The organism is Nostoc sp. MG11 (assembly GCF_014904695.1).
Lineage (GTDB): Bacteria > Cyanobacteriota > Cyanobacteriia > Cyanobacteriales > Nostocaceae > Komarekiella.
Window position 1 is genome coordinate 44,659 of record NZ_JACXXN010000022.1, and the last position, 15,421, is coordinate 60,079.

Annotated in this window: 14 protein-coding genes; 7 read left to right on the top strand and 7 right to left on the bottom strand. The window is 41.5% G+C overall.

The window, feature by feature from the left end:
- Positions 1-31 precede the first annotated feature (31 nt).
- From HCR01_RS24425 to HCR01_RS24435, 3 genes are all read left to right on the top strand, one after another.
- Entirely contained in the window at positions 32-637 is a 606-nt protein-coding gene (locus HCR01_RS24425) for a vWA domain-containing protein (RefSeq protein WP_193198674.1), read from the top strand.
- Positions 638-692: 55 nt separating this feature from the next.
- Complete coding sequence (locus tag HCR01_RS24430) at positions 693-1,298, top strand: vWA domain-containing protein (RefSeq protein WP_193198675.1); 606 nt, start codon at positions 693-695, stop codon at positions 1,296-1,298.
- Positions 1,299-1,407: 109 nt separating this feature from the next.
- Positions 1,408-1,800 (top strand): salt stress protein, Slr1339 family, encoded by a 393-nt coding sequence (locus tag HCR01_RS24435; protein ID WP_193198676.1) that lies wholly within the window; start codon positions 1,408-1,410, stop codon positions 1,798-1,800.
- 201 nt (positions 1,801-2,001) lie between these two features.
- On the opposite strand, the gene HCR01_RS24440 is transcribed toward HCR01_RS24435, so the two are convergent.
- Both HCR01_RS24440 and HCR01_RS24445 read right to left on the bottom strand, forming a co-directional pair.
- A complete protein-coding gene (locus HCR01_RS24440; RefSeq protein ID WP_193198677.1) occupies positions 2,002-2,349 on the bottom strand; it encodes a winged helix-turn-helix transcriptional regulator in 348 nt (115 codons plus the stop codon).
- Positions 2,350-2,625: 276 nt separating this feature from the next.
- Complete coding sequence (locus HCR01_RS24445) at positions 2,626-3,369, bottom strand: response regulator transcription factor (RefSeq protein ID WP_162394484.1); 744 nt, start codon at positions 3,367-3,369, stop codon at positions 2,626-2,628.
- A 153-nt stretch (positions 3,370-3,522) separates the two neighbouring features.
- Between HCR01_RS24445 and HCR01_RS24450 the strand changes: the two genes are divergently transcribed.
- On the top strand, positions 3,523-4,575 hold the full coding sequence (locus HCR01_RS24450) for a YheT family hydrolase (RefSeq protein WP_193198678.1): 1,053 nt from the start codon (positions 3,523-3,525) through the stop codon (positions 4,573-4,575).
- Between the two features lie 68 nt (positions 4,576-4,643).
- Here the strand turns inward: HCR01_RS24450 and HCR01_RS24455 are convergent, their stop codons facing one another.
- Positions 4,644-4,808: a hypothetical protein gene (locus HCR01_RS24455; RefSeq protein WP_193198679.1), complete on the bottom strand. Its 165-nt coding sequence runs from the start codon at positions 4,806-4,808 to the stop codon at positions 4,644-4,646.
- A 45-nt stretch (positions 4,809-4,853) separates the two neighbouring features.
- On the bottom strand, positions 4,854-5,123 hold the full coding sequence (locus HCR01_RS24460; protein ID WP_193198680.1) for a hypothetical protein: 270 nt from the start codon (positions 5,121-5,123) through the stop codon (positions 4,854-4,856).
- Positions 5,124-5,479: 356 nt separating this feature from the next.
- On the opposite strand from HCR01_RS24460, the gene hetI reads away from it, so the two are divergent.
- On the top strand, positions 5,480-6,199 hold the full coding sequence (gene hetI / locus HCR01_RS24465; protein WP_193198681.1) for a 4'-phosphopantetheinyl transferase HetI: 720 nt from the start codon (positions 5,480-5,482) through the stop codon (positions 6,197-6,199).
- Positions 6,200-6,330: 131 nt separating this feature from the next.
- Here hetI and HCR01_RS24470 read toward each other — a convergent pair whose 3' ends face one another.
- Both HCR01_RS24470 and HCR01_RS24475 read right to left on the bottom strand, forming a co-directional pair.
- On the bottom strand, positions 6,331-7,134 hold the full coding sequence (locus HCR01_RS24470; RefSeq protein ID WP_193198682.1) for an SDR family NAD(P)-dependent oxidoreductase: 804 nt from the start codon (positions 7,132-7,134) through the stop codon (positions 6,331-6,333).
- A 758-nt stretch (positions 7,135-7,892) separates the two neighbouring features.
- Complete coding sequence (locus tag HCR01_RS24475; RefSeq protein WP_193198683.1) at positions 7,893-8,423, bottom strand: PadR family transcriptional regulator; 531 nt, start codon at positions 8,421-8,423, stop codon at positions 7,893-7,895.
- A gap of 627 nt (positions 8,424-9,050) precedes the next feature.
- Between HCR01_RS24475 and HCR01_RS24480 the strand changes: the two genes are divergently transcribed.
- Together HCR01_RS24480 and HCR01_RS24485 are read left to right on the top strand one after the other, a co-directional pair.
- On the top strand, positions 9,051-10,463 hold the full coding sequence (locus HCR01_RS24480) for an efflux RND transporter periplasmic adaptor subunit (protein WP_193198684.1): 1,413 nt from the start codon (positions 9,051-9,053) through the stop codon (positions 10,461-10,463).
- A 135-nt stretch (positions 10,464-10,598) separates the two neighbouring features.
- Entirely contained in the window at positions 10,599-13,790 is a 3,192-nt protein-coding gene (locus HCR01_RS24485) for an efflux RND transporter permease subunit (protein ID WP_193198685.1), read from the top strand.
- Positions 13,791-13,918: 128 nt separating this feature from the next.
- On the opposite strand, the gene HCR01_RS24490 is transcribed toward HCR01_RS24485, so the two are convergent.
- Positions 13,919-15,421, bottom strand: a complete 1,503-nt coding sequence (locus tag HCR01_RS24490; RefSeq protein ID WP_193198686.1) for a thioester reductase domain-containing protein — start codon at positions 15,419-15,421, stop codon at positions 13,919-13,921.

The following is a 15,421-nucleotide window of genomic DNA, read 5'->3' on the forward strand; positions in this document are numbered from 1 at the left end:
TAGTACCACAGGCAACAATCAAAGGAATAATATGATGAGCGATCGCGACTATACATTAATCCTTGACAAAAGTGGTAGTATGTCCACCCCCGACCAAGCAGGTGGTAGAAGTAGATGGGAGATAGCCCAAGAGTCTACTCTGGCTTTAGCAAGAAAATGCGAACAGTTTGACCCAGATGGCATTACTGTTTACGTATTTTCCGGTAGATTTAAACGCTATGACGATGTTACCTCAGCCAAAGTCGCGCAGATATTTCTGGAAAATGACCCTGCTGGCACAACAAATTTAGCAGGTGTACTTCAAGATGCCCTCAATAATTACTTTAAACGCAAAGCAGCCGGTCAAACCAAACCCAATGGCGAGACAATTTTAGTAATTACCGATGGCGAACCAGACGATCGCAAAGCAGTATTTGAAGTCATAATTCAAGCTACTCGCCAAATGGAGCGTGATGAAGAATTGGCAATTTCTATGATTCAAGTCGGTTCAGATTCACAAGCGACCAAGTTTCTCAAAGCTTTAGATGACCAGTTGCAAAGTGTTGGCGCTAAATTTGATATTTGCGACACAGTGACTTTAGATGATTTAGAAGACATGAGTCTCGCAGATGTATTAATGAACGCAATAACTGACTAATTAGTCAAAAGTTAAAAGCTTTTTGACCATCAACCAATAGCTGGAGAATTAAATAATGCTAGAAAATCGTGATTATACCTTAATTATTGACAAAAGTGGCAGTATGGCCACACCAGATCAAAAGGGTGGTAGAAGCCGATGGGTAGCAGCACAAGAATCTACCTTAGCTTTAGCGAGTAAGTGTGAGCAATTTGATCCAGATGGCATCACTATTTATGTATTTTCTGGTAAATTCAAGCGCTATGAAAATGTTACATCAGCTAAAGTAGCACAAATTTTTCAAGAAAATGACCCCTCCGGTACTACTGATTTGGCAGCAGTATTGAAACATGCAACTGATGATTACTTTCAACGCAAAGCATCTGGTCAAAGTAAACCAAGTGGTGAAACAATTTTAGTAGTTACTGATGGTGAACCGGACGATCGCAAAGCAGTAATGAGGGTAATTATCGAAGCTTCTCGCCGTATGGATCGAGATGAAGAATTAGCCATTTCCTTCATTCAAGTTGGTACAGATCAGCAAGCTACTCGCTTTCTCAAAGTCTTGGACGATGATCTCCAAAGTGCTGGTGCTAAGTTTGATATCTGTGACACCATTACTATGGAAGATATGGAAGATTTAAGTTTATCAGAAGTGCTGCTGAATGCTATTAATGACTAGCAACGCTTTACGGAAAAATCCTTGTTTTCTAGGCTTCTAATATCTTGTCAGTCAGTATGTTTATTTCCGCTGTGCAGTACTAGCTATACTGTTTATAGGACTTGCAACAATGGATTCTATTGATGAACTGTTAGCTCAACTTAAAGCTGAGTACGAAGAAGTACAACCCAAACAGCAGCAACCAAAATCAAACGCAGCCAAATCATTTATCCAACCGTCAAAAAAATCGGCATCTTTAATAGATAATCTTTTAGCAGAAGTCAAGGCCAATTTTGCAGAGCAGGATGCTACTGAGGAGTTAAAAAGGCAACAAGAACTAGAACAAGAACGAATTCAACAAGAACAACTCAAAGCCAAACAAATAGAAGCTTTGAAAGTGCAAGCCAAAGAATGGTTAGCTAAGTTAGATCCTTTCTCATCCGAAGGACTTTGGTTTGAAAGGTTCGCTGAAAGATATTCCTCAAAATTAGAGGCAGCGATTGAATATTTGCAAAACAACTAGGCTTTTTACCTTCGTGTCTTTGTGTCTTAGTGGTTCAAAAATCAATTGTTTAACCACAAAGGCGAGGGCAGCCGTGTGGGTGGGTTTCCCGCGCCACTTGCCACAACGGGGGGAACCCCCGCAAGGCAGTGGCTTGACTTGAACGGACTGCCCGTACTAAGACACCAAGAGCAATACATTACACCTTGAAAAGCAACGCTCTCAACTTAAAAGTGATTTATTTGAGCTGTAATGTTTAATAGCCCATTCATGCATTGCATAGAGAATTGGTTGTAAACTTTCTCCTAAAGAAGTTAATGAATATTCCACTTTGGGAGGGATTTGAGGATAAACTTCTCGATGAATAATACCGTCTTCCTCCATTTCTCTAAGTTGCTGGGTCAGCATTTTTTGGGTAATTCCGGGTAAGGCTCGCTGCAATTCGCCAAACCGTTTTACACCATCCATTAATTCTCTAATAATTAAAACCTTCCAGCGTCCGCCAATCACCTTTAGCGTGGTTTCCACTTCACAATTCAGCCTGCTATGGTTTTCTGCTTCAGCTTTCATAGTTACTTTTTAGTAAGTATCTTACTTTTCAGTGCCTACTTTTCATATTAGCTATACATAGTTTAAAGTCAACTCGGCAGGAGTCATCGGCATTACAGACGTTTCTTTTATTCATCTGGAAAACCTCAATGCGGGTGATGCTGTGCTCGTGAACAGTCTTTCGCTCAAGCATTAACTAACTGGTAATTTTAATACCTGTTACCGATTGATTGGCACTCCCGGAATTTTTCCAGAACAGAGTGCCAAATCGTTTAGTTAAGGGGATTTAACGATATTTTATTCAACCACTGATGTGGAAGCTCCCTCAACTGATGGAGGTACACCGGGTAACTCTAGACAATATCCCGCGCCATATACAGTCTTAATATAACGAGGATGGCGAGGGTCTGGTTCTAGCTTGGTTCTCAAGTGGCGAATATGCACTCGAATTGTTTCAATGTCATCATCTGGATCGTAGCCCCAGACTTCTCTGAGGATTTCACTGGGGGAAACTGTTTGACCGTGGCGTTGAAGCAAGCAGTGAAGTAGCTCAAATTCCAAGTGAGTTAGTTTCACCGTCTCATTGAACCATATCGCCTCAAATCTTTCGGGAACGAGGGTGAGTGATCCATAGTTAAGAATTTCGCTATGCTTCGCTGCTTGGGGAATGCGGTCAGTACGCCGCAATAATGCCCGCACCCGCGCCAGCATTTCTTCAACTTCAAAGGGTTTGGTAAGGTAGTCATCCGCGCCAGCATTGAAGCCTTCTACCTTATCTTGAGTTTGACTTAGAGCCGTCAACATTAACACGGGAATTTCAGCGGTGCGATCGTCCCGACGCAGGCGTTGACAAACGGTAAATCCATCTACTCTTGGCAACATCAGATCGAGCATGATCAAGTCTGGTTGTAGCTGGAGAGCAAGGGCCTGACCTTTGATGCCGTCTTCAGCTTGACTAACATCGTAGCCGGCCATTTCTAAGTTGACGGCAACGAGTTCTGAAATTGCTGGGTCATCGTCTATGACTAGAATCCTCGGCATCTTAAAAAATTATTACTACTTATTAAGGATAAAGAAGAACCTTTGGTAGATACAAAGATTTCTGCACAGATTATAAAAAAGTTTTAAAATCTAACATAAATCTTAAGATGAAAGAATTGTGAAATCAAGACTAAATTACAGGAAAATCTAGCTATGATGTGTCACCCTCCCTACAAACCGCCTAAGTTTTTGCAAAACGGGGTGGCAATGACTGTTTACACGGCTTTGTGGGGAAAAAGATCCTGGGACATTAATCAATATCCTGAGCCGTTATACCATAAAAAAATCTTTATGGGTGGGCAAGATGTACCAATTTTTGGTTGGGTTGCCATCCCTGAAAATGCTCATAGCACAATTGTGGGTACTTATGGCATCACAGGTGAGCTAGAGACAGAATGGTCTTTGAAGCTTTTAGGACAAAAGGCATACGCTCAAGGCTATGCTGTGGTGTTATTTGATTGGCGTGCTCACGGCAAAACTGCTGAATTATCCCCGACTTTGACTTCTGATGGGTTGTACGAGGGAGAAGATTTTGTTCGCATTGCAGCAGCAGCAGCAGAAATGGGATGTCCGAAAAAGTTTTGGTTCACAGGGTTTTCTTTGGGGGGACAATTAGCATTATGGGGGGTGAAAACTGCTGAGGATTTACTAGCTAGGAACGATGAGTATTTAGGGCTAAAAAACAGCGATATTGCTGGTGGTGCGGTGATTTGCCCAAGTTTGGATTCTTTGCGATCGCTATCTTATTTAGTCAAGAGGCCTTTTGGCAAATATTTAGAAGCTGGGATTGCACGGAATTTGAAAAAACTAGCATGGCGAATACATGATGCTCATCCTGGAACCATTGACCCAGCCGCAATTGAACGAGCAAACAGCATTTGGGATTTTGACAAGGAACTGGTAATCAATCAACTAGGTTTTGATTCTGTAGAAGCATATTATGAAGCTAGCAGTGCGCTGCAAATACTGCCGCAGCTTGCAAAACCGACCTTGATTGTATACGCTGCTGATGACCCACTTTTTCACCCGGCTATCATACCTGATTTAGAAGCTGCCTGTGCCAGCAATCCTGTAATAGATTTGTTGCTAACTCGTTACGGGGGTCATGTTGGCTATTTGAGCAGTAAAAAGTGCCAGCGTCAAGCAAAAGACCCTGACCCTTGGTGGGCATGGAATCGAGTTTTACAATGGCTGGAACAGAAGTAAAGTTCAATTCAATCATCGAACTATATGCAGCTATCGTTGCAAAGATGAGGATGGCATTGATTGAGACATTACCACAACATTATTGGTAAACCAGCAATCACAGAAGCAATACTTGTCCAGAGAGTAAAGCCCTCAATATCTACTTCATCTAGAGCAATACTCATTTGCTTAATTGCTAATAGCAGCGCTGCAAGTAGCAACACAAAAAAGGCAAGATAGCCCAAATTAATCATTATTTATCCTCACTATCTTTACAAGTAGTTAGTCCTAATAGGTTTTTAGCAAGCTTTGACAAGGGTTTTTTGTTGCAGATTTAGCACTTTCGCAGAAAAACTCTTGAGCGGTGAACAAATATCCACCTCAGATAACCAAATCATAGTCTCATAGCCAACCCGGCCCATTTCTGGCTCTGGCCCCATAGGCATTTTCACTAAATAGTCCCAGCTATCTGCCTCAAATCGGTAGTTTTTGATAATGCCTTCCCCACCGATAAAGCTTACTATTTGACCTTCACGAAACTTAGGTGCTGCCAAAAAACTTGCAGACATTCCTGGTAATTCCTCTGAGTAATACAGTCATAACTAATGTTGTAGCTAAAAGAAAATTTGCTATTCTCTGTCAAGAGTTTTAACGTACTCTCTTTCAGAGGTTCAACATCGAATCAGGGATCGTACATCTAGAGTAATAAAGGAAGTAAGTATATTTAGAGTAATCATTAGACCCACTGAAGCGATCGCGGCTAATTACAAGCCAGTATTAAGTAGTGATATTTACACCTAAACTTAACATTAGTCATTTGTAAACACAAATGACTAATGACGGTCTTTAAGAGAAAATGCAAGATGTAGGCGCGTTAGCTGATAACAGCTGCTTCCATTTACCTCTCTCTTGACTTTCTGACTTAATGACTGCACTTAATCATCTCTGGCTACCTGCACCGACAGATTTAACTTTGTTACCAAATGATGTCCATGTCTGGCAAATAGACCTTGACCAACCAGAACAACAGCTGCAATATTTGGCTGCAACCCTGTCTAGTGACGAAATTGCTAGAGCTGAGCGGTTTTATTTTCAAAAGCATCGGCAACGTTTCATCGCTGGTCGCGGTATCCTCCGAACTATATTAGGTCGCTACTTGGGCATCGAGCCGCAAAATATCCGATTTGATTATCAATCGCGAGGGAAACCAGTATTAGCAGATACATTTGCTGACAGTGGACTAGTGTTTAATTTGTCTCACTCCCAGAACTTAGGTTTGTTTGGGGTGAATTGCACTCGCCAGATTGGTGTGGATTTAGAGTATATTCGTCCGGTTTCTGACTTAGAATCTCTTGCCAAACGGTTCTTTTTAGCTAGAGAATATGCTGTATTGCGATCGCTATCTCCCAACCAACAGCAAGAGGTATTTTTCCGTTACTGGACTTGCAAGGAAGCTTATTTAAAGGCAACTGGAGATGGATTAGTTGGGCTAGAGCGCATTGAAGTATCACTAACTCCCACTGAACCAGCCACATTACAGACATCTGAAGACTGGGGTCTTGTTGAGCTAGTACCCGCTAAAGATTATGTTGCAGCGGTAGCTGTTGCAGGTTTAGGTTGGCATTTAAAATGCTGGCAGTATTGATTAGACTTGTCTTGAAAATAGGGAATGGGGAGCAGGGGGGAAGTTGCAGAGAGTTTTTCCCCTTTGCCCCTCCGCCTCTTGACCCTTGACAAATGACAAATGACAAATAACGAATGACAAATAACAATACGCTATTTATTTTCCTGCATACTTCTCACAATTTTTGTCACCTGTTTTCTGGGTATAAACCTGACACTTTTTGCCAGGATTTTATTTAAGAAACCAGGAATTACAACAGTTTTACCCCGCATTAAGGCATGATAACCAATCTTCGCTACTGTTTCTGCATCCATCATCTTCTTACCCTTGAGCAACTTAGAGCCTGCCATTCCTGTTCTTTCATGAAAGGCAGATTCGGTTGAGCCTGGACAAAGAACTGTGACGGTGACACCTGTACCTTCTAATTCATTAGCGATCGCTTCTGAAAACGATAAAATATAGGCTTTAGTCGCAAAATAAACTGCCATTAAAGGCCCTGGTTGGAAAGCAGCAGCAGAGGCAACATTTAAGATTTTGCCATCGCCTTGCTTTACCATATCCTTGAGAAATAATTTAGTTAAATGAGTCAGACACACCAAATTTACCTGGAGCATTTCCAATTCAGTGGTCAGATTTGTTTCATTAAATAATCCATAAGTCCCAAATCCAGCATTATTCACTAGCACATCAATTTTGATGGTTGCTTTTTGTAACTCAGTGAAAATTTCTTCGGGAGATGTTGATATAGATAAATCCTTGATCATAGGTTTGATGAAAATGCCAAATTCTTCTTGGAATTTAGACACCATCTCTACGAGTTTTAGTTCGTTTCTATCTACTACTACAAGATCGTAATCATGAGCGGCAAAAATGCGTGCTAATTGGTAGCCAATGCCACTAGCTGCCCCAGTAATAAGAGCAATTGGTTTACACTGACTTTGGTGTATTGTATTCATGTCATAAAGTTGGTGAATTCAACTTGATTAAGCTGTGTTGCATTGACATTTACAGTGGCGATCGCTTGCCTAAAATCAAGTAAATTTAATGACTAAAGCTACAAGAAACATCTTGAGTCTTTAGCTTTTTAAATGCTTGTGTAGTGCATTGGTAGAGAGCTTGATAAGTGTAGCAGTGAAAAGCTAGATCTAGGACTTACGCATTGTAAAAATTAAGCATCAATGCACTTAGTTCCTTTCAAACTGCTAATTAACTACCCTAGAATACATGTAGTATATTATCCACAAAAGCATAGAAAAGTCAAACTTTTGTGTCTAACAACTACCATTGTATACTCGATTTTTTATCTCAATCTGTAAGTTCTAAAAATTTATTTTTAAAACCACAGCCAATTAGGGCAATTATATTGCTGCTGCGGGTTTTGATGTTTTTAGCTGATTTCTGAGTTGCTGATTTCTGAGTAAAGAATTAAGAAATGTTGGATACATTTTTTGATTACTTCAGTATTCAGCACTTATACCTAAATAGTATAACTAAAATACTAATTGACACTCTTGTAAGCGTTACGCTTTTAAATTGCATAGTTACTCATCAGGATTGTCAAGAGGAGCCAGCACCGTGGGCGGGTTTCCCGACTTGTTCGCGCAGCGTCTCCTTTAGGAGAGGCGACTGGCGTTCAAAAGTCAAGGTTAATCTGGACTCTGGACTTTTGACTACCTAAACTAAAAGATGTGCAAGTTAGGTGCGCGACAGCTTACTATCCACTTACCGTTTGCGTAATCGATGTTTGCCCCCTAGCAAGTTGTTCGGTTAGCCACTGTATTTCACTTTCAATAAACGCTGTATACCTTTGCCACGCCGCAGTCTGATAGGGGTCGGATGGGAGTGGTTCCATTTCTTGGCTTTCCAAGCGCAGCCGACAAACCATTAAACGATGTTCCAGTAACTTCAGCCGTTCTTTGGGTTCTAGGGAACTAAAAAAGAAAAACTTGATCATAAAGCGAGAACGAGCGTGTACCCAGCTTTCATGGGGATGTTCCAGCATCTCTTTTTTCCAACGCTCTCGCCCTAGCTCGGTAATTCTGTAAACCTTACGAGTTTGACCCCCATCTACACCCTCGACTAGCACAGAAATTGCTCCTTGTTCTTCCAGTCGCTTCAACAGAGGGTAAATCGCACCATAGTTGACGCTGATGCAACCGCTCATAAACTGTTCTATTTGCTGCTTCAGGCGATATCCATGTAGGGGTTCACGTAGCAGTAGACCTAAAGTTGCTAACTCAAGCATTTATATCAAATTGATGTATCTATATAGTATCATGTTAATCTGTAGTCACATTTTGCGCCTAACCATGAGTACACCTTGAACTTTAGTTCAGGGGCCTCATAGCCAAAGTTCGCCAAAACGCACTGAAATACATATTAAGTCAGTTAAAGCTGACTTAGAGCTATAAGCCAAGAATTTATTTCTTAATAGACTAAAAACTAGGTGCAAGATATTTAATGTACAAACACTAGCTAGACCAAGAAAAGTTAAAAAATTGATTTGAGGAGTATTGAAAGGTATTGCTTGATTTACCTGACCAAACACTCCTTTATAGAGTTATGCCTTAGTAAAAAATTGTCTAGATTTCAGAACTTCTCAAATATGTCTTTGTAAAGATTGAAAAGGTTATTAAAACTTAAAATATCTACCTATAGGAGAAGTTACAAATCACAAGTAAAAATACTTTAATAAAATATAAAAATAATTGAATATAAACCTAAAACACCTATAAATAAATCTAAAAACTATTAGATTCTTATATTTGTATAAAGAGGGCAAATCAAGTGAAATTAAAATTTCATTAAAAGTGTGTGTTGATTGCTAATTTTTCCTACTTGCAGGAAATTATCCAATTAGGTATTTACGTATATGAAGAACTCAGAATCTTTCGAGGAAACAAAGCAGATAAGAGCGAATAAGGATGATAGCGATGATCAGCGCTCTAACGTGGCAGTTATATCGGAAGATACTGACACAGTGGATGAAGTTAATACTGATGCTTCGCAAAAATCTGAACAAAAACACTCATCAAGAAAGCGGAAGTGGCTGCTGATTTTAGGAGCGATCGCGCTAGTAGTTGGCGGAGGTATTGGTTGGCGTTGGTGGGAAACCAGTAATGCTCAAACGCAAACACCACCAGGTCAAGGCCAAACCCAAGCTGTAGCTGTGAAAATATCTCCAGTGGAAACAGGAACAATTAGAGAAAGTTCGGAGTTTGTCGCCAACTTAGAGTCACGCCGAGCAGTTACTCTTGTGCCTCAAATTCAGGGACGAGTATCCCAAATTTTTGTCAGACCAGGAGATGAGGTGAAAACTGGGACGCCGATTCTCCAAATCAATCCTGATGAACAACAAGCAGCAGTTAGTAGTGCTAGTGCCAGTATTGCCGCTGCACAAGCTGAAGTCAAAAATGCTAGAGCAACACTCAGTTCTTTAGAAGCCGAGCGGCTTTCCAACCAATCTCAGTCAAGATTAAGCCAGCAGCAATACGAAAGATACTCTCGTCTAGCTACAGAAGGAGCAGTATCACGAGATACTAGAGATCAATATTTCAATCAACTCCAAGCAGCTAACTCCAGCCTTGGTGCGATCAATCAGCGGATTGAAGCTCAGAGAGCTGTTGTAGCTCAGGCTGAAAAAGCTGTGCAGCAAGCACAAGCGAATACTAAGCAAGCACAAGTTCAACTTCAGTACTTCCAATTGAAAGCACCTTTTGCGGGTACTGTTGGTAATATTCCAGTTAAGCTAGGAGACTTTGTTAATACTTCTACTCAACTAACAACCGTTACTCAAAATCAACCCTTAGAGGTCAATATTTCTCTGCCCTTACAGCAGGCTACGAGAGTGCGCGAAGGTACTCCAGTAGAGCTAATTAACTCACAAGATCAGGTAGTTGGTACTAGTAAAGTATTCTTCATCTCTCCTCAAACTGCAAATGACACCCAATCTGTACTAATTAAAGCCCTATTTGATAATTCTAAAGGTCAACTGCGGGCTAATTCATATCTGCAAGCAAGAGTCATTTGGCAAGAGCGTCCTGGGGTTCTCATCCCAACTGAGGCAGTCTCTCGCGTAGGAGGACAAACTTTTGTTTATGTGGCTGAACAAGCAGAAAACCAACAAGAACAAGCTCAACTTGTAGCTAGACAAAAGCCAGTTAAGTTAGGCAACATCCAAGGTAATAGTTATCAAGTGCTGGAAGGATTAAAGGCAGGAGAAAGAATCATCGTCACAGGTTTGCTTAACCTGAGAAATAATGCTCCTATTACCCCAGAATCGTAGGATAAACAGTATTAGACTTCCTGCAAAAATCAATTTTTCGTGAAGAAAAAGCCAGAATTCAGCAGTCAGGGAACAGAATTTTCTGACTTCTGACTGCTGCCTTTTTAATTCAATAGTCCTACTGCCAATCTACTTATGTTTGTTGACTTTTTTATTAAGCGACCTGTCTTTGCTAGCGTCTGCACTATACTTATCTTGCTAGTTGGAGCAATTAGTATTCCCACGCTATCAATTGCTCAATATCCTGAAATTAGTCCTCCCCAAGTTAACGTTAGTGCCAACTACACTGGAGCTAATGCTGAGGTTGTCGAAAATACAGTTACGACTGTCTTAGAAAGAGAAATTAATGGTATCCCCGGTCAAAGGTATATCAGTTCGAGCAGTAGTAACTCTGGTAGTAGTTCAATATCAGTCACGTTTGACGCCAACCGTAACCAAGATATTGCAGCTGTTGATGTCCAAAACCGCGTGTCTGCGGCCGAAGCTCAGTTACCAGAAGTGGTACAGCAGACGGGAGTTACCGTTACTAAAAGATCTAGCTCAATTCTCTTAGGTTTTGGTCTGTATACAGACAACAATGAGTATGACACCATCTTTTTAAGTAACTACGCTGACATCTATCTAGTAGATGCCCTCAAACGTGTAGAAGGCGTTGGTGATGTCACTATCTTTGGTGAACGTAAGTATTCAATGCGTGTGTGGCTAGATCCAAACCAGCTTGCTAGTCGCAGTCTCACTGCTGAGGATGTAACCGCAGCACTCCAAGAACAGAATTTACAAGTAGGTGCGGGGCGACTCGGACAGCAGCCAGCACCGGACGGGCAAAGGTTTCAACTTGACGTGCAGGCCCAGAGCCAACTACAAGACGCTACAGAGTTTGAGAATATTATCATCAAAACAGGGGAAAATGGCACGCTGGTTAGGCTAAAAGATGTTGGTAGGGTGGAATTAGGAGCAGAAAACTACGATTCCTTCCTGCGATTTCGGGGCAAAGATGCTGTTGGATTGGGGATTTATCAACTTCCTGGTAGTAATGCTTTGGATGTTGCTAATGCAGCTAAAGCCGAAATGCAAAGGCTAGCTCTTAATTTTCCCCCAGGAATCAAATATGATATCGGGTTTGACACAACTTTGTTTGTGCAAGCTTCACTTACAGAAGTGATCGTGACTCTAGCGATCGCGATCGCCCTAGTTGTACTAATCATCTTTGTCTTCTTGCAAGACTGGCGCACCACAATCATCCCGTCCCTGACAATTCCAGTTGCTTTGATTGGGACTTTTGCTTTTATCAAGGTTTTTGGGTTCACGATTAATAGCTTGACCTTGTTCGGTTTGACCCTAGCAAGTGGGATGGTCGTTGATGATGCGATCGTTGTGGTTGAGGATATCTCGCGCCTCATCCAAGAAAAAGGTATGGAGCCGCGTGAAGCTGCTTCCACAGCAATGCACGAGTTATTTGGCGCAGTCATTGCAACTTCCCTTGTGCTAATGGCAGTGTTTGTCCCGGTTGCTTTCTTTCCAGGAACGACGGGAGCGCTTTATCAACAGTTTGCCTTGACTATAGCCTTTTCTATTGCGATTTCTACCTTTTTAGCGTTGACAATTACTCCATCACTCTCAGGTTTGTTGCTGCGTCAGGGGCAAAAACCTGGCGGTTGGTTGGGGTGGATTTTTGACCGCATTAATGGATTTCTTGACTGGTTGGGTCGAGGTTATGAGCGAGTCCTTAATCAAATAGTTAAGATTAAATACATCATTCTGGCGGTGTTTGTCGCCAGCTTAGGATTGACGGCTTGGCTGTTCTTCAGCGTTCCAACAGCATTTTTACCTGAAGAAGACCAAGGCTACTTCGTTACCTTGGTGCAAGGGCCACCAGGAGTATCGCTGGAATATACCGATGAGGTGATGGCTAGGGTAGAACAAGAAATCTTAAAATTGCCCGAAGTCAGAAGTACTTTTGCAATTGGTGGTTTTGGTTTCTCTGGTAATACTGCTAACAATGGCGTGGTTTTTACTTCTCTCAACCCTTGGCAAGACCGAACTGGAGCAGAGCAGTCAGTACAGGCAATTATCAATAAGTTAAGAGGAGAGCTGTCAGCAATATCCGAAGCTAGAGTTCTCCCAAATAATCCCCCAGCAATTCCGGGTTTAGGCTCCACTGGTGGTTTCCAATTTCAGCTACAAGACCAGGGAAACGTCGGTCTTGATACTTTAGTTCAAGTAGCAAACCAGTTGATTGCAAAAGCCAATCAAACACCAGGATTGCAAAGTGTGTACACCACTTTTTCCGCAGATACGCCACAAGTGCTTGTAGAAGTGAATCGCAACCAAGCTAAGGCGTTACAAGTTCCCATAGCAGATGTCTTTAATACACTGCAAACTCTGTTGGGATCTCAATATGTGAATGACTTTACATTACAGCAGCGAAATTACCGCGTATATGTGCAAGCAGATGCACAATACCGAGCTAACCCTGATGATATCAGTCAACTATATGTTCGGAACGAACAAGATAGGATGATTCCTCTGAGCAACTTAGTGAAGATTACTCCCACTACTGGAGCGCAAACAATAAATCGCTATAATCTGTTTCGTTCGATTGAAATCACTGGCTCAGCAGCTTCGGGTTCTAGTTCTGGAGAAGCAATTCAGGCGATGGAGGGGCTAGCTCAAGAGATTTTGCCACCGACTTTGGGCTATGAATGGTCTGGTATTTCTGCCGAAGAACAGGAGTCTGGCGGTCAAGCACCGATTATTTTCAGTCTTGGGCTTGTTTTCGTCTTCTTGGTTTTGGCTGCTCAATACGAGAACTACGTCGATCCTTTTATTATTCTTCTAGCTGTACCCTTAGCCATCATGGGTGCGCTTGCGGCTCAATCGTTGCGTGGTTTGCCCAATGATGTTTACTGTCAAATTGGTCTGGTAATGTTGATTGGATTAGCGAGTAAAAACGCGATTTTGATTGTAGAATTTGCTAATCAGTTGCGCGATCGCGGTTATTCAATCACCAAGGCTGCTCTTGAAGCCTCAAAACAGCGTTTGCGCCCAATTCTCATGACTGCTATTTCTACGTTGTTAGGGATTTTTCCGCTGGCAATTGCCACGGGAGCAGGAGCAGGTAGCCGACAATCACTTGGTACAGCAGTATTTGGCGGGATGTTTGTTGCTACTTTCTTAACTCTGTTTGTGGTGCCAGTTTTATATATCGTAATTCAAACACAGAGCGATCGCATCTTCAAGAAAAACCGCAAATCCAATCAATCTAATAACTCTAAGAAGCCAAAGACTACTTCTCAGGAAAAAACTCACGTTGAAAGTCGTCGTTGAATGAAAAACTCCACGCCACTTGTGGCGTGGAGCTTTTGGCGATGGGGCATGGGGAAAAGTTACCAATGCCCAAGTCAGGGGTCAGCTATTCCTTGCCCACGAGATAACGGAGTCTCTTGCCGACTTACTTATGCGACATTTAAGAAGCCGCTTTGAATCAAATAGGCGGTATAAGTCATCAACAATTTAGAGTCAATAGTCGGACAAACAATAGAGCTACCAGCTAATGCATGAAGAGTATCTTGGCAGCTAATGTGAGGTCTTCTGGCTTGCAAGTACAAATCAGGAATGGTCAGTTGTTCATCAGACCAACGTTCTAGTAAAAAGGGCCGCAAAGTATATAAAGGATTGTCTACAGAAGACACATTATTAATTAACTCTGCTTGCCATTGGTCATAAGGAATCATCTCAACTGGATAACCAAAAGAGCGTATCCACTCAACTAAGTTCTTCAAAGAAATGGGTTGAGGATGTTGCAAATGAAAAGCCTTGCCTATCGATGTTTTCTGTCTTGATAGATAAACAACAGCTTTGCTAACATAGTCCACAGGAGACATATCCAACATATAGTCTACATCGGGAAAACTTCCCATCTGTAGACAGCCTTTGGTCATCAGATTGATAAAGTCATGGGTGTTGCAAATACCTGTTTTGCTATCTCCTGAAATCAATGGCGGTCTATAAATAGTAACAGGAAGTCCTCGTTCCCCAGCAATCTTGACTAACTTTTCAGCCACCCATTTAGTCTGAGAGTAACCAAGATAAATTCCTTCCCAATGACTGAATTCATCGTCTTCTTTAACTATCTTGCCTGCATAAGCAGGTGATTCAAAAACAGCAACACTAGAAACGTAATGTACAGGCTTGACTTTAATTTGACATGCCAATCGTAAAACTTCTTGAGTTCCTAGAACGTTAGCTGTTTTCAGTGCTGAATATGGATAAACATAATTTAGCAAAGCCGCACTATGATAAATAGTATCAACGTTTGCAGCTAAGATTTGAAACTGTTCAGAGCCAATTCCTAAAAGTGGCTGAGATAAATCGCCGACAACAGGAATAATTCTGGAATTAAACTTTTCCTGCCAAACTGCATACTGTTGCAGATTTTTTTGGAGTTTGCTCTTGCCTTCTTCTGCATCAGCAGCACGCACTAAGCAATATATATCTGCATGAGTTTCTTGTAATAGTTCCTGGATTAAAAAAGCTCCTAAAAAACCTGTTCCTCCAGTGAGAAAGATTTTCTTAGGTTCACTGAAAGGCACTTTAGGTAAAGCACCAGGATGAATGGTAGAGTCAAGAACAGCTTCGGCTTTTAAATTTAGAACAGGGGCAGCAGTGTTGACATTTCCTGTGTCTTGAACCTCTGACTTTTCTTGCAATTCTTCAGCTAAACGCTGTGAAAGAGCTTCAATGTTTGGGTAATGCCACAACAGAAGTGGAGACGGTTGAAATCCTAGTAATTTCTCTAGTTTACCAACTAGAATCATCGCCTGGGCTGAATCCAAACCATAGCTTTCTAAATGCTCTTTGACATCTATCTCATCAGTTTCTAACTCTAGTAAAGTAGCTAAGTTAGACGCTAAAAAAACTTGAATATCTCCTGCGGTACAAGTCTGTTTTATACTCAT

What these genes read in the sequence shown, in the direction of transcription:
- HCR01_RS24425 (WP_193198674.1), top strand. Translation starts at nt 32, where the DNA reads ATGATGAGCGATCGCGACTATACATTAATCCTTGACAAAAGTGGTAGT.
- HCR01_RS24430 (WP_193198675.1), top strand. Translation starts at nt 693, where the DNA reads ATGCTAGAAAATCGTGATTATACCTTAATTATTGACAAAAGTGGCAGT.
- HCR01_RS24435 (WP_193198676.1), top strand. Translation starts at nt 1,408, where the DNA reads ATGGATTCTATTGATGAACTGTTAGCTCAACTTAAAGCTGAGTACGAA.
- HCR01_RS24440 (WP_193198677.1), bottom strand. Translation starts at nt 2,349, where the DNA reads ATGAAAGCTGAAGCAGAAAACCATAGCAGGCTGAATTGTGAAGTGGAA.
- HCR01_RS24445 (WP_162394484.1), bottom strand. Translation starts at nt 3,369, where the DNA reads ATGCCGAGGATTCTAGTCATAGACGATGACCCAGCAATTTCAGAACTC.
- HCR01_RS24450 (WP_193198678.1), top strand. Translation starts at nt 3,523, where the DNA reads ATGATGTGTCACCCTCCCTACAAACCGCCTAAGTTTTTGCAAAACGGG.
- HCR01_RS24455 (WP_193198679.1), bottom strand. Translation starts at nt 4,808, where the DNA reads ATGATTAATTTGGGCTATCTTGCCTTTTTTGTGTTGCTACTTGCAGCG.
- HCR01_RS24460 (WP_193198680.1), bottom strand. Translation starts at nt 5,123, where the DNA reads ATGTCTGCAAGTTTTTTGGCAGCACCTAAGTTTCGTGAAGGTCAAATA.
- hetI (WP_193198681.1), top strand. Translation starts at nt 5,480, where the DNA reads ATGACTGCACTTAATCATCTCTGGCTACCTGCACCGACAGATTTAACT.
- HCR01_RS24470 (WP_193198682.1), bottom strand. Translation starts at nt 7,134, where the DNA reads ATGAATACAATACACCAAAGTCAGTGTAAACCAATTGCTCTTATTACT.
- HCR01_RS24475 (WP_193198683.1), bottom strand. Translation starts at nt 8,423, where the DNA reads ATGCTTGAGTTAGCAACTTTAGGTCTACTGCTACGTGAACCCCTACAT.
- HCR01_RS24480 (WP_193198684.1), top strand. Translation starts at nt 9,051, where the DNA reads ATGAAGAACTCAGAATCTTTCGAGGAAACAAAGCAGATAAGAGCGAAT.
- HCR01_RS24485 (WP_193198685.1), top strand. Translation starts at nt 10,599, where the DNA reads ATGTTTGTTGACTTTTTTATTAAGCGACCTGTCTTTGCTAGCGTCTGC.
- HCR01_RS24490 (WP_193198686.1), bottom strand. Translation starts at nt 15,421, where the DNA reads ATGAGTATAAAACAGACTTGTACCGCAGGAGATATTCAAGTTTTTTTA.